The following is a 23,792-nucleotide window of genomic DNA, read 5'->3' as shown; positions in this document are numbered from 1 at the left end:
GGCCATTGTAGCCCCAACCATTCGCATGCGTATGTAGTTGACCCGGTACCCCGCCCGGCCGAAAATATCTCCATATCGCGATATAGAGATATTCATGGATCTGGAAGACTGGTCGGCGCGACTGAAAGTGTTTGCCGATGCCACCCGGGTACGCCTGCTGGCGCTGCTGGAACAGGAAGAGCTCACCGTGGCCGAGCTGTCGGCCATCACCCGCCTGGCCCAGCCGCGCGTGTCCACCCACCTGGCCAAGCTCAAGGAAGCCGGGCTGGTGCGCGACCGCCGCGCCGGCGTGTCGGCGTATTACCGTTTCGACGAAGTATCGCTGGATCCCGCACAGCGTGCCCTGTGGCTGGCGCTGAGCACCGGCAGCGACGACCCGCTGTTGCGCCAGGATGCCGAGCGCGTGGCCGCCGTGCTGGCCAACCGCGCCGCCGACCAGAACTGGGCCGATTCGGTGGCCGGCGACATGGAACGGCATTACTCCCCGGGGCGCACCTGGGAAGCACTGGCACGCACCGCCCTGCCCCTGCTGGAAACCGGCGACGTGCTCGACATCGCCTCCGGCGACGGCGTGCTGGCGGAACTGGTCGCCCCGCACGCCACCCGCTACATCTGCATCGACACCAGCGCACGCGTGGTTGCCGCTGCCAGCGAGCGTCTGCGCAAGCTGCGCAACGTGGAAGTACGCGAAGGCGATATGCATGCACTGCCCTTCCCCGATGCCAGCTTCGACCTGGTGGTGCTGATGCACGCGCTCACCTATGCCGCAAGACCGGCGCAAGCGGTGGCCGAATCTGCACGCGTGTTGCGCCCGGGCGGCCGCCTGCTGCTGTGCAGCCTGGCCAAGCACGAACACCGCGCGGCCGTGCATGCCTATGGCCACGTCAATCTGGGATTTGCCGCCAAGGAATTGCGCAAGTTCGTCGAGAAAGCCGGGCTGGATGTCTCCAGCCTGGAGACGGTGACGCGTGAGAAACGCCCACCGCATTTCGAGGTGATTTCGCTGATTGCGATGAAGCCGGGAATGGGGACTCTGGATTCGGGATCGATTGACGGCAAGAGCACTGCACCACGGAGAACCGCACCATGACGCCTGCACAGCCCCACACCCCACGTTCCTTCTCGCTGCCCTGGCTGCACCCGGAGCGCGCCGACAAACTCGGCACTGCACTGCGCGAACGCATCCTCATCATCGATGGTGCGATGGGTACCATGATTCAGCGCCACGATCTGCAGGAAACCGACTACCGCGGCACGCGGTTCGCCGAAGGCTACGACAGCGCGCATGTGCACGGCCCGGGCTGCGATCACGCACACACGCCAGAAGGCCACGACCTGAAGGGCAATAACGATCTGCTGTTGCTGACCCGCCCGGAGATCATTGCCGGTATCCATCGCGCCTACCTGGATGCCGGTGCCGACCTGCTGGAAACCAACACGTTCAACGCCACCTCGGTGAGCCAGGCCGACTATCACCTCGAGCACGTGGTGTACGAATTGAACAAGGCCGGCGCGCAGGTCGCGCGCGAATGCTGCGATGCCGTCGAAGCGCTGACGCCGCACAAACCTCGCTTTGTGATCGGCGTGCTCGGCCCCACCAGCCGCACCGCCTCGATCAGTCCGGACGTCAACGACCCCGGCTACCGCAACACCAGTTTCGACGCGCTGCGCGAGACCTACCGCGAGGCCGTCGAAGGCCTGATCGATGGCGGTGCCGACACGCTGATGGTTGAGACCATCTTCGACACGCTCAATGCCAAGGCAGCGCTGTACGCGATCGAAGAGGTCTTCGAAGCGCGCGGCGGGCGCTTGCCGGTGATGGTCTCCGGCACCATTACCGATGCGTCCGGTCGCACGCTGTCCGGGCAGACAGCCGAAGCCTTCTACGCCTCGGTCGCACATGGCCGCCCACTGTCGGTGGGTTTGAACTGCGCACTGGGCGCCAAGGATCTACGCCCGCATGTGGAAACGCTGGCTCAGATTGCCGACGCCTATGTCAGCGCGCATCCGAATGCCGGCCTGCCCAATGCCTTCGGCGAGTACGACGAGACGCCCGAGGAAATGGCCGAGACCTTGCGCGAATTTGCCCAGTCCGGCTTGCTGAATCTGGTTGGCGGTTGCTGCGGCACATCGCCGGACCACATCCGCGCAATTGCAGAGGCGGTAGCGGGCCTACCGCCGCGACAGTTGCCGGGTGCGCAAGAGCAGGCGGCGTGATGCGGCACATGGGCCCTCATCCGGCGCTTCGCGCCACCTTCTCCCGCACACGGGAGAAGGACGACACGTTGTGCGGCGCGTGGACGAGAGTTCCCTTCTCCCGCACGCGGGAGAACGACAGCACATTGCGCAGCATGTGGACAAAAGCCCCCTTCTCCCGCACGCGGGAGAAGGTGCCCGAAGGGCGGATGAGGGCCATCTCGATCCGCGCCCGGCCGACCGCCACCCGTCATCGCCTCGCCTGGACATTCGCCACGTCCGACGCCCACAAGAGCCTCGCATGAGCACTCCCCGCTACACCCGCCTGTCCGGCCTGGAGCCGTTGGTCATCACGCCGGACCTGCTATTCGTCAACGTCGGCGAGCGCACCAACGTCACCGGCAGCGCGCAGTTCCGCAAGCTGATCAAGGAAGAGCGCTACGAAGAGGCGGTAGAGGTGGCACGCCAGCAGGTCGCCAACGGCGCGCAGATCCTCGACGTCAATATGGACGAGGGCCTGATCGATTCCGAAAAGGCGATGACGCGCTTTCTCAACCTGATCATGTCCGAGCCGGATATCGCACGCATCCCGGTGATGGTGGATTCGTCCAAATGGACGGTGATCGAGGCCGGCCTGAAGTGCCTGCAAGGCAAGAGCGTGGTCAACTCGATCTCGCTCAAAGAGGGCGAGGCAATTTTCATCGAACAGGCGCGCAAGGTGCTGCGTTACGGCGCCGCCGCCGTGGTGATGGCCTTCGATGAAGTGGGCCAGGCCGATACCTGCGCGCGCAAGGTGGAAATCTGCACGCGCGCCTACAAGGTGTTGACCGAGCAGGTGGGTTTTCCACCGGAAGACATCATCTTCGACCCGAATATCTTTGCCGTGGCCACCGGCATCGAGGAGCACGACAACTACGCGGTGGACTTCATCGAGGCGACGCGCCAGATCAAACGCACGCTGCCGCACTGCCATGTCTCCGGTGGCGTGTCGAATGTGTCGTTCTCGTTCCGCGGCAACGAGATGGTGCGCCAGGCGATCCATTCGGTGTTTCTGTTCCATGCGATCGAGGCTGGCATGGACATGGGCATCGTCAATGCCGGTGGCATGCCGATCTATGACGAACTGGACCCGGATCTGCGCGAGCGTGTGGAAGACGTCATCCTCAACCGGCGCAAGGACGGCACCGAGCGGCTGCTGGAAATCGCCGAACGCTACAAGGGCAGCAAGGGTGCGGCCAAGGTCGAAGACCTGGCATGGCGCGACAAGCCGGTACGCGCACGCTTGGCGCATGCGCTGGTGCATGGCATCGACGCCTACGTGGAAACCGATACCGAAGAGGCGCGCCAACAGTCCACGCGTCCGCTGGATGTGATTGAAGGCCCGCTGATGGACGGCATGAACGTGGTCGGCGACCTGTTCGGCGCCGGCAAGATGTTCCTGCCGCAGGTGGTCAAGTCCGCGCGCGTGATGAAAAAGGCCGTGGCCTATCTGCTCCCCTTTATCGAAGCGGAAAAACTGCGCACCGGCGATGTCGGCAAATCCAACGGCAAGATCATCATGGCCACCGTCAAGGGCGATGTGCACGACATCGGCAAGAACATCGTCGGCGTGGTGTTGGCATGCAACAACTTCGATGTGGTGGACCTGGGCGTGATGGTGTCTGCGCAGGTGATCCTTGACCGTGCGCGCGAAGAGAATGCAGACCTGATCGGCTTGTCCGGCCTGATCACGCCCTCGCTGGAAGAGATGTCGCATGTGGCGCGCGAAATGCAGCGGCAGGGTTTCGAAATCCCGTTGTTGATCGGCGGCGCCACCACCTCGCGCGCGCACACTGCGCTGAAGATCGACCCGCATTACACCGCGCCCACGGTCTGGGTGAAGGATGCCTCGCGTGCAGTGGGCGTTGCGCAATCGCTGATCTCGCGCGACCTGCGTCAGGCATTCGTCGCTGCCAACGATGCGGACTACGCCGAGATCCGCGCACGCCATCGCAACCGTGGCGATGCCAAACGGCTGGTATCGCTGGAAAAGGCGCGCGCACAGCGTTTCGATGGCGATTGGGTGAACTACACACCGCCCATTCCGCGGCAGCCGGGCCTGCATGTTTTCAACGATTACCCGCTGCAGGAGTTGACCCAGCTGATCGACTGGACGCCGTTCTTCCAGGCCTGGGAGCTGGCCGGAAAATTTCCCGCCATCCTCAGCGACGAGATCGTCGGCACCCAGGCCAGCGAACTGTATCGCGACGCCCGACGCATGCTGAAGCAGATCGTCGACGAAAAATGGCTCACGGCCAAGGCGGTATTTGGGCTGTGGCCAGCCAATAGCGTGGGCGATGATGTCGAGGTGATCCTCACAGATCACCGGGATTCGGCAATAGGGACTGGGGATTCGCAGCACCCCAGCCAATCCCGTATCCCGAATACCCAATCCCGGCAGCTCCTGCATTTCTTGCGCCAGCAAGTCGACAAACCCGTCGACCGCCCCGACTTCTGCCTGGCCGATTTCATCGCGCCCAAGAGCAGCGGCAAGCAGGACTGGATCGGCGCGTTTGCGGTCACTGCCGGCATCGGGATCGACCCGCATGTGGCGCGCTTCGAGGCGGCGCACGACGACTACAACGCGATCCTGCTCAAAGCGTTGGCCGATCGCCTGGCCGAAGCCCTGGCCGAGCGCCTGCACCAGCGTGTGCGCACCGAGTTCTGGGGCTACATCGACAATGAAGACCTCGACAACGAAGCATTGATTGCCGAACGCTATCGCGGCATTCGCCCGGCACCGGGCTACCCGGCATGCCCGGAACACAGCGAAAAACGCAGGCTATTCGATCTGCTCGATGCCGAACGCAATGCAGACATGTCGCTTACCGAAAGCTTTGCGATGCTGCCCACCGCGGCGGTATCCGGCTACTACTTCAGCCATCCCAAGAGCCAGTACTTCGTGGTGGGACGGCTAGGCAAGGAACAGGTCGCCGACTACGCAAAGCGCAAGGGCATCACGCTGGCACTGGCCGAGCGCTGGCTGGCATCGAACCTGGATTACGACCCGGAATAACATCGGGCCAGCATCCCCGGACGCGCCCTCCGACCAACGTAGGAGCGCACCCGGGCGCGACAAGGCTTTACCGATAACGCCCCGTCGCGCCCGGGTGCGCTCCTACGTCACGGCGCGGCCGCATATAGGCGGCCGCGCCCTGTTACACCCCCATCAAGCTGCTGGCCGCAACACGTTCAACACTTCGTAACACGCGCCCATGGTGTGGTAATCGGTCTTGCCGGCCGGGCTCTTCTCATCGCTGTACTTGCGGTTATCTGCATCCAGAATGCGATACCACGCGCCATAGCGATGGTCGACCATGTGCTTCCAGGAGTAATCCCACAGCTTGTCGTACCACTGCCAGTAGCGCGCATCGCCACTGCGCTGTGCCAACAAGGCCGCTGCAGCCAACGACTCGGCCTGCACCCAGAAATACTTGTCGTCGTCGCACACCTGACCAGCGGGCGCGAACCCGTAATACAGCCCGCCGCGCTGCGCATCCCAGGAGCGCTCCACCGCGACATCGAACAGATGCTGCGCAGTCGGCAACAACCAGTCCGCGGGTGCATAACGATCCAGCAGCATGAGCAACTTGGCCCATTCGGTCTGGTGGCCCGGCTGGAAGCCCCAGGGCCGGAACAAGTGCTTGGGGTTGTCGCGGTTATAGTCCCAATCGATGTTCCACTGCGGGTCGTAATGCTCCCACACCAGACCATCGGCCTTGGCCGCCTGGCGCCGGGTCATGTGATCGGCCAGCTGCAGCGCGCGATCCAGGTAGCGCCGCTCGCCGCTGGCTTCGTACGCGGCGATCATCGCCTCGCACATATGCATGTTGGCGTTCTGGCCGCGATACGTGGTGAAGTTGAACTGCGCATCGGCTTCGTCGCGGTACAAACCGAATTCCGGCTCCCAGAAGTGTTTTTCCAGCAGCTGCCAGGTTTCGTCCATCCACGCACGCGCCTCGCCGATGCCGGCCTTCAGCCCACACGAATACGCCAGCAGCACGAACGCCACGCCGTAGCAATGGTTCATGTCGTCTTCCACGATGCCATCGCGCAAGGTCCAGGCATAACCGCCGGTGGCGGCGTTGCGATGCACGTTGCGCAGATAATCCAGGCCGTGGCGCACTGCCTCCAGGTACTGCGCGTTGCCGAACTCGCGGTAGGCCATTGCGTAGTTGAAGACGAAGCGCGTGCTGCTCACCAGATGCCGGTGACCGGCATCGTAGATGCTGCCGTCATCCTTGAAATACTGGAAGAAGCCACCGGCTGGATCGATCGCGCGCGGGTGATAGAACGCCATGGTGTCGGCAATATGCTGGCGCAACACATCGGCCGAGCGGAAATCGGGGGCGGGAGATGCGGGCAACGGGCTCATGCTTGTTCCTGGATCAGAGAATGGACTTCATCGAGGCTGGGCATCGCAGCAAACGCGCCCTTGCGTGTCACTGCCAGCGCACCGACTGCGGCGGCGAAACGAATCACCTGCGTCATCGCCGCAGCATCGCCGCACAGGTGTTCAAGCGTCGTCGCACGTGCGGCCAGCTGATACAGCAGACCACCAACGAAGGCATCGCCAGCAGCGGTGCTGTCGCGCACCTGCACGGTGAACGCCGACACCTGGCCGGAATCCACCCGTGTCTGCCAATGCACCGGGCCGCCGCCATCGGTAACCAGCAGCCAGCGCGCATTGCCCTGCCACAGCTTCTGCGTCACCGCGCTGGCGTCGGCGTTCAAGGTGCCGGCCAGATAGTCGAGTTCCTCGCGCGAGAGCTTGACCACATCGGCCAGCGCCAGCGCTTCCCACAGCAACGCAGCCGGGTCCACCTCCTGCGGCCACAGCATCGGGCGCAGATTCAGATCCAGGCTGACGATGGCGCCGTCGGCACGTGCACGGCGCATGCCGTCGAGCGTGCACTGCGCGATCGCAGGCTCGGTCATGCTGTTGGAACAGACATGCAGCACGGCGGCTTGCGTGAATCCGTCTGCGGCGAAGTGTTCTGGGCGGAACAGCAGGTCCGCTGCAGGCGGGCGGTAGAAGCTGAAACTACGCTCGCCCGCCTCGTCCAATGCGACGAAGGCAAGCGCGGTCTTGGCCTGATCGGTGCGCACGATGCCATCGGTGATCACCCCGGCCTGCTGCAGGCTCTGCAGCAGGAAGTCGCCGAACATGTCGCGGCCGAGCATGCCAACAAAATGCGCGGCGCCACCGAGCTTTGCCACCGCCACCGCAACATTGGCCGGCGCACCACCGGCATATTGCGCAAAGGTGCGCGCGTCGTCGGTGCTGGCCTGCGGCAAGGCCAGCATGTCGATCAGGGCTTCGCCGAAACAGACCACCTGGTTCTTGGCAGCATTCATGCGCGCGCCTCCGCCAGTGCGCCACGCAGGCGCGAACCCCAGATGCCGTAGAACACGATGTACAGGTAGCACACCAGCGGCAGCACGAAGGACTCATGCAGGCCCATGTGATCTGCCAGCAAGCCCTGCAGATACGGCACGATCGCGCCGCCCACAATCGCCATGATCAACAGGCTGGACGCACGCCCGGTCAGCGGGCCAAGACGCTCGATGCCCAGGGTAAAAATGGTGGGGAACATGATCGAGTTGAACAGGCCGATCGCCACCAGCGCATACACCGCCAGCATGCCGCCACTGGCCATGGTCAGGCCCAGCAGCAAGGCATTGATACCCGCAAATACCGACAACAGCACGCGTGGCGACAGCTTGGCCAGCAAGGCCGACCCGATGAAGCGGCCGATCATGGCAAGCGTCCAGTACGCCGACACGTACTTGGTCGCCTCGCGCTCGGTGAACCCGCCGATCTCCGGCAAGGAGAAGTAATTGACCATCAGGCTGCCGATCGCGACTTCTGCGCCGACATAGAAAAAGATCGCCAGCACACCGAAGCGCACATGCGGGTGGCGCAGCGCATCCAGCAGCGAATGCTTGCTCTCTTCCTTCTGCGCGCCGCCATTGGTCAATGCCGGCAAACGGAACAGGAACACGAAGATCGCCAGCAGGAACAGCACCACACCCAGCCCGATGTAGGGGCCTTGCACGGCCTGGGCTTCCTGCACGCGATAGGCCAGTTGCTCGGCTTCCGGCAAGGCCTTGAGCTGGTCGCCGCTCATCACCGTGTTGGACAGGATCAACCAGCCACCCAGCAACGGCGCGATCGCGGTACCCAGCGAGTTGAGCGCCTGCGCCAGGGTCAGGCGGCTGGAGGCACTACGCTCCGGACCCAGCAACGCAACATATGGATTTGCCGCCACCTGCAGGATGGTGATGCCGGTGGCGAGCACGAACAGCGCGCCCAGGAATGCGCCGTACACGCGCAGTTCCGCCGCCGGCCAGAAGCCCAGCGCACCGACTGCCGCCACCGCGAGCCCGGCCACGATGCCCTGCTTGTAACCCAGGCGATTGACCAGCCAACCCGCCGGCAGCGACATCAGGAAGTACGCACCGAAGAAGGTGAACTGCACCAGCATCGCCTGCGCGAAGTTGAGCTCGAACACCGCCTTCAGATGCGGGATCAGGATGTCGTTGAGGCAGGTGAGAAAGCCCCACATGAAAAAGATCGTGGTCACCACCGACAACGCGACGCCGTTGTTGACGGGCGCCTTGTTGCCGCTTGGCACAGTGGATTGCGTGGAAAGGGAAACCATAGGAGTTGCCTGGTCAGCGGCCTGAGGCCTTGGTGGGGGAATGGACGGGGGAATCGCTTGCGGGATGGTGCGAAGAAGACAGGTGAGAGGGTGCGCACGCACTGCTCGCGCGGACTTGTAGCGCAACTGCAGCGGTCAGCCGTTGCGAGGCCAGGTCCGGGCTGCCGATGCGCTGCAGCACCAGCTGCGCAGCTTGCTGGCCGCGCGCGCGCGGATCGGCAGCCAGCGTGGTCAGTGCCGGAGTGAACAATGCCGCTTCGGCAATGTCGTCGAAGCCGGTCACCGCGAAATCGCGGCCCGGCACGCTGCCGTGCATCGCCAGTGCGGCCATCAGGCCGAGCGCAACGCTGTCGTTGTAGCAAACCGCCGCAGTCGCAGCGTGGTCGGCGTTGTCGAGCATACGCGCGCCGCACAGTGCCGCATCCTGCCGATTGGGTGCCGACTCGACGTACCGCACCGCCAGGCCCGCAGCGGACATGGCGCGCGTATAGCCGGCACGACGCTGCCGGCACGAGCTGGATTCGGCATGCCCGCCGAAAAACACGATCTGCCGATGGCCTTGTGCAATCAGATGCGTGCAGGCCAGATACGCGCCCTGCTCGTTGTCCAGCGCCAGCAGGTCCCAACCGGCGCCCTCCACCTCACGGTTGAACAACACCACGTTGCGCTGGCGGCCGAGCACCTGCGCCAGGGCCTGCGCCTGGCTGCCCTCGGCGGGCGACAGGATGATCCCGGCCGGTGTGTGTTCCATCAACGAGGTCAGCACCGCCTGCTGACGCTGCGTGGACTCGCCGGTACTGCCCAGCAGGGTGACATAGCCGGCCGCGCCCAACGCTTCGTCAACGCCAGCCGCAAACTCCGCGAAGAACGGGTTGGACAGATCGTTGATGACCAGCGCAATGCTGGATGAGGTCCGCTGGCGCAAATTGGCGGCAGCGCGGTTGTAGACGTAATGTTGCCGGTCCAGTTCGGCCTCCACGCGCGCGCGCGTGCTGGCATGCACCAGGGGGCTGCCGCGCAGCACCAGCGACACGGTCGCGCGCGAGACACCGATTGCGCCTGCGATGTCGCGCAGCGTCACCGCCCCGCGCCGCGCCAGGCGCGCGTCGCCAGCCTCCGCGACGCCCGAGGCCTGCTTGGGACGCGTCAAGCGCCAAACTCCGCTGAATGAAAAACGTGCATGCAATGGACTGGAATTGGATCGATCCAATTAAGCCTTTTCCCGCCATTCAATGCATGCGGCAGTGCAGCATGGGCATGGTGCTCTCGGTGCAGCCTGGACCACCGCCCTTGCCGGGCCAGCGCCAGAGGATTGCCCGATGTCGGCACCCCATCGAGTCACGGCATCCGGCGGCAACAACAGGTTGCTCCAGCTTCCAGCAGACGCGGCGTGAGTTGCCGATACGCTGTCCTTGGCGCCGCACGCGAACCCCACACTCGCTTCGCCCACCTGTCTACCGACACCCAATGACGTTTCCAGCTCGATGAATCGTGGCCACGCAAACGCCGTTTGCCAGAGGCGGCACTGCTACCGGGGCATGCCCCCAATAATCAAGCAGCACCCGATGTCGCGCCTCTGCGTCGCATGCGTTCGTGCGCTGCAATTGCTTGATTACTGAAACGCGATCGACAACCCGATCCCGCCCTGCCAATCAGGGCTTTCCGACGTCAGCCCACGCAGCACCGAGACATCGAGCTGCATCGCATGCGGCAGCTGCCAGGCGCCGCCAGCGCCCGCTACCCGCGAATGCTCGCTACCGGTATCCAGACCCGCTTCCACGTAACTGCTGAAATGCTCGCCCGAGAAAAACGTGTAGTTGGGCGAGAACGTCCAGGTGTGCCCGTCGTCGTCGCGTGCGTAGTTGACGTACAAGGCCAGCGCGCGCTGCTGCGACAGATCCCAGGATGCAGTCACCCCGAGCTCGCGTGAATACCCATCGCTGAAAGCGGGGCTACCGGTCGGCACGCTATAGGTGCCAAGTGCCGCCCAATGAAAACTCCCCGATCGCGACGGCAAGGCGACCTTCAAACCGACATGGCTGTCGCCGCCGCCCCGCACACGCGCGCCACCGCCGTGCTGCCAGTTGTAACTGTCGCTGCCCAGTTGCAGCTCCACCTGCTGTGACAGCCCCAGACGCAGCACGGTGTCAGTGGTATACAGCGTCGTGCGCTGACCATCTGCACGGTCGGTACTGGCATCGGGCAATCCCTGCTCCCAGGCGAACGCACCGGGCTGCAGCACCTCGGCAGCGAACGGGATGCCGGGACGATCAAAGGCTGGCGCATCTTCCGACTGCGCAGATGCGTGCGGACTCGCACCACACAGCGCAAACACTACGCCGAACGACGCGAGCAGGCGACCGGCATGCGAACGCAGTGCGTTACCCGTGGCCGATAAAATCGATTCGCCAGCGCAGGGCTTCATGCATTTCGAGGATGTGGACATATGCAGCACCAATCGGGAAGTGAGCCACGACGCAACAGACTCGAAGACTGCGAGCGCCAATCTGTAATGGCGCGCATAGTGCGGCCCTGGCCGTGACCAGCCTGTATAGCGACTGTACTCCCGTCGCTGATCCGCAACCGGCGGCCTGCAAAGAACATCCAAACAGATGCACGGCAGCGCTCGGAATCGATAAGCAATTGCCAGTGTTCGCGCCAGTTGTCGCCCTACAAGAGGGCATCGATTGCCGGCTTGATCGGCGACAGATTGTTCGGCCGACCCAGACGCAGGTGCAGCAGGCAACTGCATTACACGAGACGATATGAAACGGGCTGTACCATCACGATGCAAGCGCATCCAACGTTGCATGGCATGGAAAACATCGCAAACAACAAGGGCACCCAACAGGTGCCCAGGTGTCACATCATCAGTGGATCAAGGTGTTACCAGACCAGATCGTCGGGCACCTGGTATTTGGGATCGGCGTACGGGTCGTCGCCTGCCGGTGCATTCGGATCCACCTTCAGGGCAACCGACGGCGCGAATACGGATTCGGCCTCGGCGAGCACCTCGGCGGTCACCAGCAGGTAGCGGCCGTTGAGTTGCAGCACGCCCAGCTCGCCGGCGTTGAGCGCCTTGAGCTGATCGGCGGTGACGTAGATGCGCTTGATCTTGCCGCCATACGGGAAGTGCCGCGCGATGTCGGCATCGACATGGTTCAGGCCCTTGTCCTTGAGCAGTTCTTCGAGCTTGGCCTTGGCTTCGCGACGCAGGCGTGCTTCTTCCTGCTTCAGCCGCTCGGCTTCGATGCGCTCGTCCTTTTCGCGCTGCGCACGGATCGCATAGGCCTTGGCCAGGTCGATGTCCTCGCGCGTGCGCGCCGGCCGGGGGCCGCGTCGGTCTGCACTGGGTTGTTGCGGGCGCGGCGACGCTGCCGGCTTGCCATCGTGGCGCCGGTCGGGCCGGCCATCGCTTTTACGTGCGCCGGCTGCATCGGTCGCCGCAGCGGCGTGCGGCCGCTGCGGTCCCCTGCCCTGGCCACCCGGCCTGTTGCCGCCGGGCGCGGGCTTGCCACCATTGCCATGCTGACGCGCGGCAGGCCGTGCGTCGGGTTTGCGTTCGGACTTGGGCGCGGACTTGAAGCCCAGGCCAAGCAACTGGTCACGTAAGGTATCGCTCATGGCGGTGGCAATCTGCAATCAATAGTGCGGAGGCGGCGGTTCGTCCGCTGCATCGGCAAACAACGTGGAGCGCACCTTGCCCAGGTCCTCGAGCAGGTGGCGGATCAGTTCGGCATTGCGGGCGCCCGTCAAACGGGCGTCCGCAAGTGCTTCACTCAGTTCATTGAGCGCCTGCTCCTGAAAGGAGAGGCGCGTTTCCAGTTCCACCAACCGCGCGTCCAGTTCCTGGTCGCGCGGCGAGAGTTGCTCATGCATGCAACGAACGGCCTCGTCCGATGGCGTAGTAAGCCAGGCCTGCAGCCTCGATCTCCTGCGGGTCGTAGAGGTTGCGACCGTCGAACACGACGTCGTCCTTCAAGGCCTGCTTGATCTTGCTGAAATCCGGGCTACGGAATTGCTTCCACTCGGTGACCACGACCAGTGCATCGGCGCCTTCCAGTGCAGCAAAGGCTTCGTCGCAGAAGGTCAGGTCGTCGCGCTCGCCGAAGATGCGCTTGGCCTCATGGGTGGCTTCCGGGTCGTAGGCGCGCACGGTGGCACCGGCCTCCCACAACTGCGCCATCAGACGACGGCTGGATGCCGCACGCATGTCGTCGGTATTGGGCTTGAACGCCAGGCCCCACACCGCAAAGGTCTTGCCGGCGATGCTGCCGCCTTCGCCACCGTAATGACGCTGCACCAGCTCGAACAGGTGACCCTTCTGCGCGTTGTTGACGCTTTCCACTGCGTTGAGCAGGGTCGGCTCCATGCCGTACTGCTCGGCAGTCTTGGCAAGCGCCTGCACGTCCTTCGGGAAGCACGAGCCGCCGTAACCGGCACCCGGGTAGATGAAGTGCCAGCCGATACGCGGGTCCGAGCCGATACCGTTACGCACGTGCTCGACGTCCGCACCGACACGCTCGGCAATATTGGCGATCTCGTTCATGAAACTGATCTTGGTCGCCAGCATCGCGTTGGCCGCGTACTTGGTGAGCTCGGCCGAGCGCACGTCCATTTCCACGATGCGATCGCGGTTGCGATTGAACGGGGCATACAGACGGCGCATGCGTGCGATCGCCGCCGGCTTCTTGGCGCCGATCACGATCCGGTCCGGACGCATGCAGTCGGCCACCGCATCGCCTTCCTTCAGGAACTCGGGGTTGGAGACGACATCGAATTCGTGGTCCACGCCACGTGCGTCCAGCTCTTCCTGGATCGCCGCGCGCACCTTGTCGGCGGTACCGACCGGCACGGTGGACTTGTTGACCACGACCGACGGGCCATCGATATGGCGACCGACAGTACGCGCAACCGCAAGCACGTACTGCAGGTCGGCACTGCCATCCTCGTCCGGCGGCGTGCCCACGGCGATGAAGGTGATTTCGCCGTGCGCAATCGCCTCGGCGGCGTCGGTGGTGAAGCGCAACCGGCCAGAGGCGTGGTTGGCTTTCACCATCGGCTCCAGGCCGGGTTCATAGATGGGAATCACCCCACGATTGAGACCATCAACTTTCGCCTGGTCGATATCCACGCAGATAACGTGATGACCTACTTCCGCCAGACAGGTACCGGTGACAAGACCAACATAGCCGGTACCAAAGATCGCAACTCGCATGGGTGGGGGTACTCCTGTGGGGGATCAGGGAAGGATACCCATCAGTTCGACATCGAACGTCAACGTTGCGTCTGGTCCGATCGGCCCCCCCTGCGTGCCGTTCGGGCCATAGGCCAAGTTGGATGGAATCCAGAAACGATATTTCGAACCGACCGGCATCAAGGCGACGCCCTCGGTCCAGCCGGGAATGACTTGATCCAGACCGAACTCGGCCGGCTGGCCGCGCTGGTACGAACTGTCGAAGACCTGCCCGCTGAGCAGCTTGCCTTCGTAGTTCACACGCACCTTGTTGGTCCGCATCGGGCGCTCGCCGCTGCCCTGGCGCAGCACCATGTACTGCAGGCCGGACGCGGTGGTGATAACGCCTTTCTCGGTCTTGTTCTTGGCAAGGAAGGCGTTGCCTTCTTCGCGATTCTTGGCACCGGCAGCGCCCTGCTTGGCAGCGGCGAACGCCTGCATGGTGGCAGCGGCTTCCTGTTGGGTCAGACGGGTGGTGCCCTTGGCGAATACGGTCCGCACCGCTTCCATCAGGATCGACAGATCGATCTCGTCCTTGATGCCGGCCAGCGACGGGCCGACCGCGCGGTCGCCGAGCATCAAGCCGACGTTTTCCTTGGACGGCGCGGCCGGCGTGGAGCCAGGCGCCATGCCCGGCACCTGCTGGCCGTTACGGGCAGCCAGCGCAGTGCGCAATGCGGTATCGGTCGCCTGAGTCTGCTCGTCGGACAACAGCGGCTTGCCACCCTTGAAGGCATTTTCGATGGCGCGTTGCATCGCGCTCAGATCGATGTCCTGGGCAATCGGCTCGAACGAGCGCGCCACGTCCATACCGATGGCGTAGCTGACGTTGTCGCGCGTGCTCTTCTCAGACGATGCATTCAAAACTGGCTTCTCCTTGGTGGCCGCTGCGGCCGGTTGCTGCGACATCGCCGGCATCGAAGCCGTCATTGCCACCATCAGTAGCGACGCCGCCGCGCCGCGCTTTCCCATCTTCATTCGATGCACTTCCCGAAAGTGAAAAGACACGCCACCGACGGCGCTGAACACGCATTGTCGCATGCGCACGCGGCGTTGCGAGAGCCGCGCTCAGCGCGACTGCGCATTGAGCTCGCGTTCGATCGCCGCCACAACGCTCGGATCGTCCGGTTTGATCTTGCTGGGGAACTGCGCCACCACGCGTCCATCGCGCCCAATCAAATACTTGTGGAAGTTCCAGCCCGGCGCCACGCCGGTGGCCTGCGTCAGGCGCTGATACAGCGGCGTCGCCTGCTTGCCCAGCACATGCACCTTCTCAAACATCGGGAACTTGACGCCATAGGTCAGCGTGCAGAATTCCTGGATCTGCTTCTCAGATCCCGGTTCCTGTCCCTGGAAATCGTTGGACGGAAAGCCCAGCACCGCAAACCCCCGGCTGGCGAAGCGCTGATTGAGCGCTTCCAGGCCCTCGTACTGCGGGGTGAAGCCGCATTTGCTGGCGGTATTGACCACCATCACCACCTTGCCGCCGTAACTACGGTTCAGGTTGATTGGCGCCTTGCCGGCCAGCGGGCGGTACTCCAGATCCAGCAACGGCGCTCCGGCGGCCAGCGCCGAGCTGGCAAAAAAACCAGCAAATACAACGACCAATAGACGGTTGAGCAACATTGGCAGGCCCTCGAAGATGGTGCGGCACCCGGTTTTGCGCGGGGTGCCATCAGTTGGGTATGACAGGCAGTTGACTGCCTGCGTGTCGGTGTTATAGTTGAATACAACACCAGTCATCCAACGCAGGGGGAAAGCATGAACAGCACACGTGTCAGGCGACCAGTTCCGCTGTTGCTGCTCGGCAGCACCCTGTTTGCCATTGGTTGGCTGGGAGCCGCTTCCAGTCAGGTCACGGAGTCCGGCGCCGATTATGGCGTGTCGGAGGCGGTTACGGAAAACGCGACAACTCCCCCCGAGGGACGCACCCGGCCCAGCCGGCACCTGCGTGCCTCGCTGTCGATGCCCTATTTCTCCTTCGCGCAGGTTCTGCGCCCACGGAGCTGATCATGAACGACATCCAGTGGAGCGACGGCGCTCCCATCTATCGCCAACTCAAGGAACGGGTCATTGCCATGATGCTCGATGGAATCCTCAAACCTGGCGACGCCCTGCCTTCGGTGCGCCAGGTGGCGGCGGACTACCAACTCAACCCCATCACCGTCTCGCGCGCCTACCAGGAGTTGGCCGACGAGAACCTGGTGGAAAAACGCCGCGGCCTGGGCATGTTCATGACCCCGGAAGCCGCACAGAAGCTGCGCGGAAGCGAACGCGACCGCTTCTTGAATGAAGAATGGCCGGCGGTACTGGAACGCATCCAGCGCCTGGGCCTGTCCATCGACGATCTGTTGCCACAGGGGAAAACACCATGACCGCCGTCTCCACCGACCATGTCGTCGACGCGCGTGGCCTGCGTAAGGCTTACAAACATCGGCTGGCGCTGGACAACACCAGCTTGACCATCGCCCCGGGCCGCATCGTCGGATTGATCGGCCCCAACGGCGCCGGCAAGACCACCGCGCTCAAGGCCGTGCTGGGGCTGACCGACTTCGACGGCGAGTTGAAGGTGCTGGGCATGGACCCGCGCACCCAGCGCAACGCGCTGATGAACGAGGTCTGCTTCATCGCCGACGTGGCGGTGCTGCCGCGCTGGCTGCGGGTGGGCGAAGCGATCGATTTCGTTGCCGGCGTGCATCCGCGCTTCGATCGCGCCAAGTGCGAACGCTTTCTGGCCAACACCCAGCTCAACCGCAAATCGCGGGTGCGCGAATTGTCCAAGGGCATGATCGTGCAGTTGCATCTGGCGCTGGTGATGGCGATCGACGCGCGCATCCTGGTGCTGGACGAACCCACCCTGGGCCTGGACATCCTGTATCGCAAGCAGTTCTACCAGCGCCTGCTGGAGGATTACTTCGACGAGCAGAAGACCATCATCGTCACCACCCACCAGGTCGAAGAGATCGAACACATCCTCACCGATGTGATGTTCATCCGCGACGGCCGCATCGTGCTGACCGCCGACATGGAAAACGTCGCCGAGCGCTACACCGAGGTGCTGGTCAGTGCCGAGCACCTGGACGCTGCCAGAGCCATGAAACCGATCGACGAGCGCAGCCTGCCGTTCGGCAAGACCGTCATGCTGTTCGATGGCGAGCCGAAAGCGCAGCTCGCCCGTTTTGGCGAAACCCGCAATCCCGGCCTTGCCGACCTGTTCGTCGCGGTCATGAAGGGGACCTACGCATGAATGCACTCACCCACCAAGCTTCTCCCGCCCGCACGTTCGGCTGGTTGCTCAAACGCGAGTACTGGGAACACCGTGGCGGCTTCGTCTGGGCACAGGTCATCACTGGCGGCATCGCGGTGTTCTTCGCGCTGCTGGGTGCGGTGATCGGGGCGATCAGCGCACGTCGCAACATGGTCGGCGACAGCATGACGATGAACGATCTGGCCGAATACACCCGCACGCTGGGCCAGGTCGGCGATGGCCTGCTGCTGGGCGGCGTCGGTATCGCCTCGGTGGTCCTGGCGTTCGTGGTGTTCTTCTATTCGCTGGGCAGCCTGTACGACGACCGCCGCGACCGCAGCGTGCTGTTCTGGAAATCGCTGCCGGTGTCCGATGTGCAGACGGTGCTGTCCAAGGCCGCCTGGGCATTGTTGCTGGCGCCGCTGGTCGCAATCGCCATCGGCGTGCTGGTCGGCCTGGCGTTATGGCTGATCGCCATCGGCGGCGCGTTGATCGCCGGGGTGCCCAACCCATGGGGGCTGGCCACGCACTCGCATCCGTTCTCGTTGTTGTGGCTGATGCTGCGGACCGTGCCGATGGGCCTGCTGTGGTCGCTGCCGACCGTGGGCTGGCTGATGTTCTGTTCGGCCTGGGCCAGCAGCAAGCCGTTCCTGTGGGCGGTGCTGTTTCCGCTGCTGGCCTGCGTGATGTTGAGCATCCTGTCGGCGATGCCCGGCGTGTCGCTGCCGATCGGCGACATCTGGTACATCGTCGGCTATCGCGGTCTGCTGAGCGCCCTGCCCGGCACCTGGTCGCCGCTTGCCGTCAGCGGCAATCTGGACAGCAGTGCGATGAGCAACCCCAGCGACCTGGTGCAGTGGGCGTTGCAGCACACCGACAGTTCGCGGGTTTATGCCGATCCCGACATCTGGATCGGCGCCGCCATCGGCATCGCGCTGATCGCCGCTTCCATCTACCTGCGCCGCCGGCGCTCCGAAGCCTGAGGACCTCCCATGCGCCTGCCTTTGACCCTGGCCATCCTGTTCGCACTGCCTGGCGCTGCGTCTGCCGAGGAGCAATGCAAATTTTCCGAACCGCGCAGCCTGGAGCTGAAGCTGAGCGGAGTGAAGTCGGTGCTGTTCGAGGTCGCCTCCAACGATCTGCATCTGGACGCTGCGCCGGGCAACAGCGGGCGTCTTGGCGGCCGCGCCTGTGCTGCCAGGGCCGATCTGCTCAAGGGCCTGACCGTCACCCAGAAGCGCGACGGCGACAAGCTGGTGGTGACGCTGGCTGATGATCGCCCGCTGCGCATTTCCATCGGCGACAGCTACTCCTACCTGGACCTGCGCGGCAGCGTGCCGGACTCGCTCCTGGTGCAATTCGACGTCGGCTCCGGTGACGCCGAGATCAGTGGCGCTGCTGCGGTGAGTGCCGATGTCGGTTCCGGCGACATGGCCATCCGCCGCACCAAGGGCCGGGTCACCGCCAAGGTCGGTTCCGGCGATATCGAGCTGGAAGACATGGGGTCGCTGCGCGTGCTGGCGGTCGGCTCGGGCGATCTCAAGGCCACGCAGATACGTGGCGCGGCCGAGATCGGCAAGGTCGGTTCGGGTGACGTCAAGCTGCGCGGCGTTGCAGGCAACGTCAAGCTCGGCACGATCGGCTCCGGCGATGTGGACATCGACGATGTGCAAGGCGATGTCGGCGTGGAAGCGGTCAACTCCGGCGCCCTGAGTGTGCACAAGGTGCACGGCGACGTCAGCGTTGCGCGCAAGGGCAGCGGCGATATCGACGTCAGCGATGTTGCCGGCAACACCCGCGTGCCGACCCAACAGTAATTGCGTCATTGACCATTTGAAAAGGGGAACTCCTGATGAAACAGTTGATTTCCGCGGTGTTGGCAAGCGTTCTGCTGGTCGGTTGCGGCAAGTCCGAGCCTACCGTCGACGTATCGGCCCAGGCCAACGGCGGTGGCGTGACCTTCAATGGCAAGAGCGTGACGCTCAAGCGTGACGGCCTGCCTGCAGCCACCGTCAGCGCGGACGGCGCGCTCAGCATCGATGGCAAGCCGGTCGCCTTGAACGCTGCGCAGCAGCTGGCGATGCGCAGCGTCTACACGCAGATCCAGGGGGTTGCCGCGAAGGGCATCGATATCGGCACCCAAGGCGCTGCATTCGGCGCTCATGCGGCCGGTGAAGCGCTCAAGGGCGTGCTCAGTGGCAACCCTGACCAGATCGGCGACAAGATCGAGGCCGAGGCGGAGACCTTCAAACAAAAAACCATGCTGATCTGCGACCAGCTAGACAAGCTGCGCACTGCGCAGGACGCCGCCACTCGCGTGGTGCCGGAGTTCGGGCCATACGCCAACCTGACGCAGAAAGATATCGACGACTGCCGTAACTGATTGCGGCTGCGGCTTACACGTCACGCGTTGCGCCACTGCCGCGGACCTTGGTCGGGTGTGCACCTGGCGGGTGCACACCCAGCGGCGAGATCGGTGCCGCCGCGTTTGCCCCCCTGCCGTATCCACCCATGATGATCGCGTCGGATCCATGCCTGTCGGCGGTGAGGCATGGGCCTTGCGTCAATTGCCAATGGCAGCGATCGACTGGTAAAGACGGAGGGATGCCTCCTGCGCAGCGTTACCTGCGCCTGCCTCGATTGACCTTCGCCAGGCATGACGGCGTGCGATGGCGTCGGAAACAAGCACCCGCATCGCGGCAGGACCTGGCCCGCTCGCCAGCATATCTCACGCATCACCCTGCGACATTTTGTCAGCCCCCAGGCATCGCGTCTGCGACGATTCGCAGACCCGCGCGGGATTACACTAACGCGCTCTCCCCGATCATCGACCCCATGAACAAGTTCGTGATGCTCTGCATGGCGTTGCTGCTGTGCACCCTTGCCGCCTGTGGCGACCAGTCGTCCCGCCGCGCCGAACGCGGCAAGCCGCGTGTCGCCATCACCACGCAATCGGTGATGATCCGCCGCCCGCCGGCTGCCAATGCGGAAATCACGCCCGACGGTACGCTCAAGATCGACGACATCGCGTTGCCGCAGAAGGAACCGACCCGCGCCAAGCTGCAGTTGCTGTTCGGGCATCTGCAGATGCTGCGCCAACAGGCCGTCAACGACGCTGGCCCGGACCCGGAGTACAAGTCGATCAAGCTGACCGCCACGCCGGAGATTCAGAAGCTCAGCGGCGAATTGCTGGACGAGATCCCGTCGCTGCAACCGTATCGCGAGAGCTTCGGCAACGTGCAGGCCGAGCGGCACTGAGTCGCCGGCCAAGGCCGCACAAAACCGTAAACTGGCGCGAGACCGTGTAGGAGCGCACTTGTGCGCGATGGGGCCTTATCGGGAAGGCTTCATCGCGCACCAGTGCGCTCCTACATGCACATGCTGTTAGTGATCAGCCACCGCCGCCACTGCTGCCGGCCTGGATGCCACCACGCGTCAGTGCAGCAGGATCCAGCAAACGGCGCAGGTCCGCTTCGCTGAGCCCGCTGTCTTCCAGCGCCACCTCCAGCACCGGCCGCTGTTCCTTGTAGGCACGTTTGGCGATCGCGGCGGCTTTCTCGTAGCCGATGATCGGGTTGAGTGCAGTGACCAGGATCGGGTTGCGGTCCAATGCCTCGCGCACGCGGTCCTGGCGCACCTTCAAGCCGGCGATGGCGGTATCGGCCAGCAGGCGCGATACGTTGCCCAGCAAGGTGATCGAATCCAGCAGGTTGTAGGCGATCAATGGCAGCGTCACGTTCAACTGGAAGTTACCGGTCTGCCCCGCCACGGTGATCGCGGTGTGGTGGCCGATGACCTGCGCGCACGCCATCACGGTGGCTTCCGGAATTACCGGGTTGACCTTGCCCGGCATGATCGAGCTGCCCGGCTGCAGCGCCGGCAATTCGATCTCGCCCAGGCCTGCCAATGGGCCGGCGTTCATCCAGCGCAGGTCGTTGGCGATCTTGATCAACGCCACGGCCAGCGCATTGAGCTGACCGGACAACTCCACCGCATCGTCCTGTGCGGCCAGGCCTTCAAACTTGTTGTCCGCACTTTCGAACTTGACCTTGCTCAGGCCCGACAATGCCTTGGCCGCCTTGCCGCCGAAGCGTGGGTCGGCATTGATGCCGGTACCGATGGCGGTACCACCCAGCGGCAGACGGCGCAGCCGCTTGAGCGAATCGTCCAGCCGGTCCTGCGCCGAACTCAATTGCGCAGACCAGGCGCCGAATTCCTGCCCGAACGTCAGCGGCATCGCATCCATCAGATGCGTGCGGCCGGTCTTGACGATCTTGTCCAGCGACTTGGCGCGCTTGTCGATGGTCTTGCGCAGGTGCTTGAGCGCCGGCTGCAGGTGTTCCTGCACCGCGAGCAGTGCCGACACGCGAATCGCGGTGGGCACCACATCGTTGGAACTCTGCCCCAGATTGACGTGATCGTTGGGATGCACCGCGTCCTTGCCGGCGCGCGTGGCCAGGGTGGCGATCACCTCGTTGGCATTCATGTTGGACGAGGTGCCCGAACCGGTCTGGTACACATCGATCGGAAATTGCGCATCGTGCGTGCCGTCGGCCACCTGCAATGCCGCCTCCTGCACGGTCTTGCCGATCGACTTGGGCAGCAGCCCGAGCTCGGCATTGACACCGGCAGCGGCGGCCTTGATCAAGCCCAGCGCGCGAATGAAACCGCGCGGCATCGGCTGGCCGGACACCGGAAAATTCTGCACGGCGCGCTGGGTCTGCGCGCCCCACAAGGCGTCGGCAGGCACCTGCAATTGGCCCATGCTGTCGTGTTCGGTCCTGAAACGTTCGCTCATCTGCATTCTCCGCACATTGTTGGATTGTGGTGACGCAATGGCTGGCAGCGGGCGCACCCACGCTGGCGAGGGCCATTACGATACTCGCTGGCAGCGTTGCAACGATGTCATCGCGGCGCGTGGACTAGACTCAGCGCTGATCCATACGAGGTACCACGCCGCCATGGGCGACGACCCTGACTGTAGAAACGCACTGCCTGCGTTCTGTTTCGCTGCACACCACGCCACCACGCATATCCCTGCGTTGATGGGCTCACCCGCCGCCGCTGCACCGCGTGGAGGCGACGATGCTCGGTAATGTGCTGCTGTTGATCGTCGCGCTGCTGCTGGTGCTGTTGAACGGATTCTTCGTTGCGGCCGAATTCGCTCTGGTCAAGCTGCGGCACACGCAGGCGGTGGGGCTGGCACAGACCCATGGCTGGCGCGGGCGCTTGCTGCTGGGGGTACACGCGCATCTGGATGCGTATCTGTCGGCCTGCCAGCTTGGCATCACCCTGGCATCGCTCGGGTTGGGTTGGGTCGGCGAGCCGGCCTTCGCGCATCTGCTGCAGCCGTTGTTCGATGTGCTGGGCATGTCCGAGGACGCGGCGCAGTTCACCGCCCTGGCGATCGCCTTCAGCCTGATCTCGTTCCTGCACATCGTGCTGGGCGAGCTGGCGCCCAAGACCATGGCGATCCGTCGCCCGGAGCGCATGTCGTTGTGGACTGCCGCGCCGTTGTATGTCTTCTACTGGCTGATGTATCCGGCAATCTGGGTGCTCAATACCAGTGCCAACCGGCTGCTGCGCATGCTGGGATGGGGCGATGTGGAGCACCAGTCGCACCGTTATTCGCGCGAGGAACTCAAGCTGATCGTCGGCCGCCAGGACCCGAACGCAGCTACCGCCGATCATGGGCTGGCGCTGATGAGCCATGCGCTGGAACTGCCGGATCTGGTTGCCGGCGACTTGATGCGGCCCCGCGAGCACCTGCGCAGCCTGCGCGAAGGCATGAACCTGGAGGCGGTGCTGGCCGAGTTCAGCGAATCGCGCTACAGCCGCTACCCCTGGTTCGAGGCCGATGGCGAACAGGTGCTGGGTATCCTGCACACCAAGGATCTGCTGGTGGCGATGGCACGCGGCCAGGACCTGGACGATCTGCGCCCGCTGCTGCGCCCGGCCACCCTGCTGACCCTGGAGACCCCGATCCCCAGCGCGCTGGAGCAGTTCCGCACCGGCACCACCCATCTGGCGCTGTGCGTGGAGGACCAGGGCCGCATCCTGGGCTTCTTCACCCTGGAAGACCTGCTGGAAGTGGTGGTTGGCGAGATCGAGGACGAACATCGCCATGTGGTGCGCGACGCCCCGGTGCGCGGCCAGGACGGCTCGTTGCTGGTGGCCGGAAGCACCTCGATCTTTCGCCTGGAACGCTTGCTGGGCCAGGACCTGAGCGCCCCGGACCATGTCAATTCGGTCGGCGGGCTGATCGTGCACCGGCTGCAGCGGCTGCCCGAAGAAGGCGAGACCCTGGAGCTGGACGGCCATGCACTGACGGTGCGGCGCATGGCCGGGCACCGGATCCAGGCGATCACGGTACGGCCGATCGGCGAAGCCGGCGCCGGGGCGGCGTAGA

At 64.1% G+C, this 23,792-nt stretch carries 22 protein-coding genes and 1 pseudogene; 11 read left to right on the top strand and 12 right to left on the bottom strand.

Annotation, left to right across the window (positions count from 1 at the left end; genetic code table 11):
- The first annotated feature begins 94 nt into the window (after positions 1-94).
- Entirely contained in the window at positions 95-1,090 is a 996-nt protein-coding gene (locus VZ068_RS08530) for a metalloregulator ArsR/SmtB family transcription factor (protein WP_259153651.1), read from the top strand.
- Complete coding sequence (locus VZ068_RS08525) at positions 1,087-2,217, top strand: homocysteine S-methyltransferase family protein (protein ID WP_349657405.1); 1,131 nt, start codon at positions 1,087-1,089, stop codon at positions 2,215-2,217. The genes VZ068_RS08530 and VZ068_RS08525 overlap by 4 nt, the downstream gene beginning before the upstream one ends.
- A gap of 16 nt (positions 2,218-2,233) precedes the next feature.
- Here the strand turns inward: VZ068_RS08525 and VZ068_RS08520 are convergent, their stop codons facing one another.
- On the bottom strand, positions 2,234-2,416 hold the full coding sequence (locus tag VZ068_RS08520; protein WP_259166389.1) for a hypothetical protein: 183 nt from the start codon (positions 2,414-2,416) through the stop codon (positions 2,234-2,236).
- Positions 2,417-2,497: 81 nt separating this feature from the next.
- Here VZ068_RS08520 and metH point away from each other — a divergent pair, with 81 nt between their 5' ends.
- Complete coding sequence (gene metH / locus VZ068_RS08515; RefSeq protein ID WP_259153649.1) at positions 2,498-5,251, top strand: methionine synthase; 2,754 nt, start codon at positions 2,498-2,500, stop codon at positions 5,249-5,251.
- Positions 5,252-5,404: 153 nt separating this feature from the next.
- Here the strand turns inward: metH and VZ068_RS08510 are convergent, their stop codons facing one another.
- The 10 genes and pseudogenes from VZ068_RS08510 to VZ068_RS08465 form a co-directional block, all read right to left on the bottom strand.
- Positions 5,405-6,610, bottom strand: a complete 1,206-nt coding sequence (locus tag VZ068_RS08510; RefSeq protein WP_349657404.1) for an AGE family epimerase/isomerase — start codon at positions 6,608-6,610, stop codon at positions 5,405-5,407.
- Entirely contained in the window at positions 6,607-7,593 is a 987-nt protein-coding gene (locus VZ068_RS08505; RefSeq protein WP_259153647.1) for a carbohydrate kinase, read from the bottom strand. The genes VZ068_RS08510 and VZ068_RS08505 overlap by 4 nt, the downstream gene beginning before the upstream one ends.
- On the bottom strand, positions 7,590-8,900 hold the full coding sequence (gene fucP, locus VZ068_RS08500) for an L-fucose:H+ symporter permease (protein WP_259165263.1): 1,311 nt from the start codon (positions 8,898-8,900) through the stop codon (positions 7,590-7,592). The genes VZ068_RS08505 and fucP overlap by 4 nt, the downstream gene beginning before the upstream one ends.
- A 13-nt stretch (positions 8,901-8,913) precedes the next feature.
- Positions 8,914-9,996 (bottom strand): annotated as a pseudogene (locus VZ068_RS08495) (LacI family DNA-binding transcriptional regulator); the annotation flags it as partial.
- Positions 9,997-10,512: 516 nt separating this feature from the next.
- Complete coding sequence (locus VZ068_RS08490; protein WP_349657668.1) at positions 10,513-11,358, bottom strand: transporter; 846 nt, start codon at positions 11,356-11,358, stop codon at positions 10,513-10,515.
- A gap of 428 nt (positions 11,359-11,786) precedes the next feature.
- Positions 11,787-12,524 (bottom strand): DUF2058 family protein, encoded by a 738-nt coding sequence (locus tag VZ068_RS08485; protein WP_349657403.1) that lies wholly within the window; start codon positions 12,522-12,524, stop codon positions 11,787-11,789.
- An 18-nt stretch (positions 12,525-12,542) separates the two neighbouring features.
- Positions 12,543-12,779 (bottom strand): SlyX family protein, encoded by a 237-nt coding sequence (locus VZ068_RS08480; RefSeq protein ID WP_024939344.1) that lies wholly within the window; start codon positions 12,777-12,779, stop codon positions 12,543-12,545.
- On the bottom strand, positions 12,772-14,118 hold the full coding sequence (locus VZ068_RS08475; protein ID WP_046964976.1) for a UDP-glucose/GDP-mannose dehydrogenase family protein: 1,347 nt from the start codon (positions 14,116-14,118) through the stop codon (positions 12,772-12,774). Before VZ068_RS08475 ends, VZ068_RS08480 begins: the two co-directional genes overlap by 8 nt.
- A 24-nt stretch (positions 14,119-14,142) precedes the next feature.
- Positions 14,143-15,114, bottom strand: a complete 972-nt coding sequence (locus VZ068_RS08470; protein ID WP_259153641.1) for an FKBP-type peptidyl-prolyl cis-trans isomerase — start codon at positions 15,112-15,114, stop codon at positions 14,143-14,145.
- Positions 15,115-15,204: 90 nt separating this feature from the next.
- Positions 15,205-15,762, bottom strand: a complete 558-nt coding sequence (locus VZ068_RS08465; RefSeq protein WP_259165271.1) for a glutathione peroxidase — start codon at positions 15,760-15,762, stop codon at positions 15,205-15,207.
- A 135-nt stretch (positions 15,763-15,897) separates the two neighbouring features.
- Here VZ068_RS08465 and VZ068_RS08460 point away from each other — a divergent pair, with 135 nt between their 5' ends.
- The 7 genes from VZ068_RS08460 to VZ068_RS08430 all read left to right on the top strand — a co-directional run bounded on the left by VZ068_RS08460 (position 15,898) and on the right by VZ068_RS08430 (position 20,641).
- On the top strand, positions 15,898-16,146 hold the full coding sequence (locus VZ068_RS08460) for a hypothetical protein (protein WP_259153637.1): 249 nt from the start codon (positions 15,898-15,900) through the stop codon (positions 16,144-16,146).
- Between the two features lie 2 nt (positions 16,147-16,148).
- Positions 16,149-16,511, top strand: coding sequence for a GntR family transcriptional regulator (locus VZ068_RS08455; protein WP_005988451.1), 363 nt, complete (start codon positions 16,149-16,151; stop codon positions 16,509-16,511).
- Entirely contained in the window at positions 16,508-17,383 is an 876-nt protein-coding gene (locus tag VZ068_RS08450) for an ABC transporter ATP-binding protein (protein ID WP_349657402.1), read from the top strand. The genes VZ068_RS08455 and VZ068_RS08450 overlap by 4 nt, the downstream gene beginning before the upstream one ends.
- The gene (locus tag VZ068_RS08445; protein WP_259153630.1) at positions 17,380-18,366 is read left to right on the top strand and encodes an ABC transporter permease; all 987 of its coding nucleotides are present in this window, start codon (positions 17,380-17,382) and stop codon (positions 18,364-18,366) included. The genes VZ068_RS08450 and VZ068_RS08445 overlap by 4 nt, the downstream gene beginning before the upstream one ends.
- Positions 18,367-18,375: 9 nt before the next feature.
- The gene (locus tag VZ068_RS08440; RefSeq protein ID WP_259153628.1) at positions 18,376-19,200 is read left to right on the top strand and encodes a DUF4097 domain-containing protein; all 825 of its coding nucleotides are present in this window, start codon (positions 18,376-18,378) and stop codon (positions 19,198-19,200) included.
- A gap of 35 nt (positions 19,201-19,235) precedes the next feature.
- Positions 19,236-19,766, top strand: coding sequence for a DUF2884 family protein (locus VZ068_RS08435; protein ID WP_349657401.1), 531 nt, complete (start codon positions 19,236-19,238; stop codon positions 19,764-19,766).
- Between the two features lie 452 nt (positions 19,767-20,218).
- Positions 20,219-20,641, top strand: coding sequence for a hypothetical protein (locus VZ068_RS08430; RefSeq protein ID WP_259153623.1), 423 nt, complete (start codon positions 20,219-20,221; stop codon positions 20,639-20,641).
- Positions 20,642-20,774: 133 nt separating this feature from the next.
- Here the strand turns inward: VZ068_RS08430 and VZ068_RS08425 are convergent, their stop codons facing one another.
- Positions 20,775-22,181: a class II fumarate hydratase gene (locus VZ068_RS08425; RefSeq protein ID WP_349657400.1), complete on the bottom strand. Its 1,407-nt coding sequence runs from the start codon at positions 22,179-22,181 to the stop codon at positions 20,775-20,777.
- Positions 22,182-22,468: 287 nt separating this feature from the next.
- Between VZ068_RS08425 and VZ068_RS08420 the strand changes: the two genes are divergently transcribed.
- Positions 22,469-23,791 carry a hemolysin family protein gene (locus VZ068_RS08420; RefSeq protein WP_259153615.1) on the top strand — a complete coding sequence of 441 codons (1,323 nt, stop codon included), beginning with the start codon at positions 22,469-22,471 and terminating at the stop codon, positions 23,789-23,791.
- The last annotated feature ends 1 nt before the right edge of the window (position 23,792 follow it).

This window comes from Xanthomonas sp. 10-10 (assembly GCF_040182365.1).
GTDB classification, from domain to species: Bacteria; Pseudomonadota; Gammaproteobacteria; order Xanthomonadales; family Xanthomonadaceae; genus Xanthomonas; species Xanthomonas arboricola_F.
This window is presented reverse-complemented; position numbering and strand designations above follow the sequence as displayed.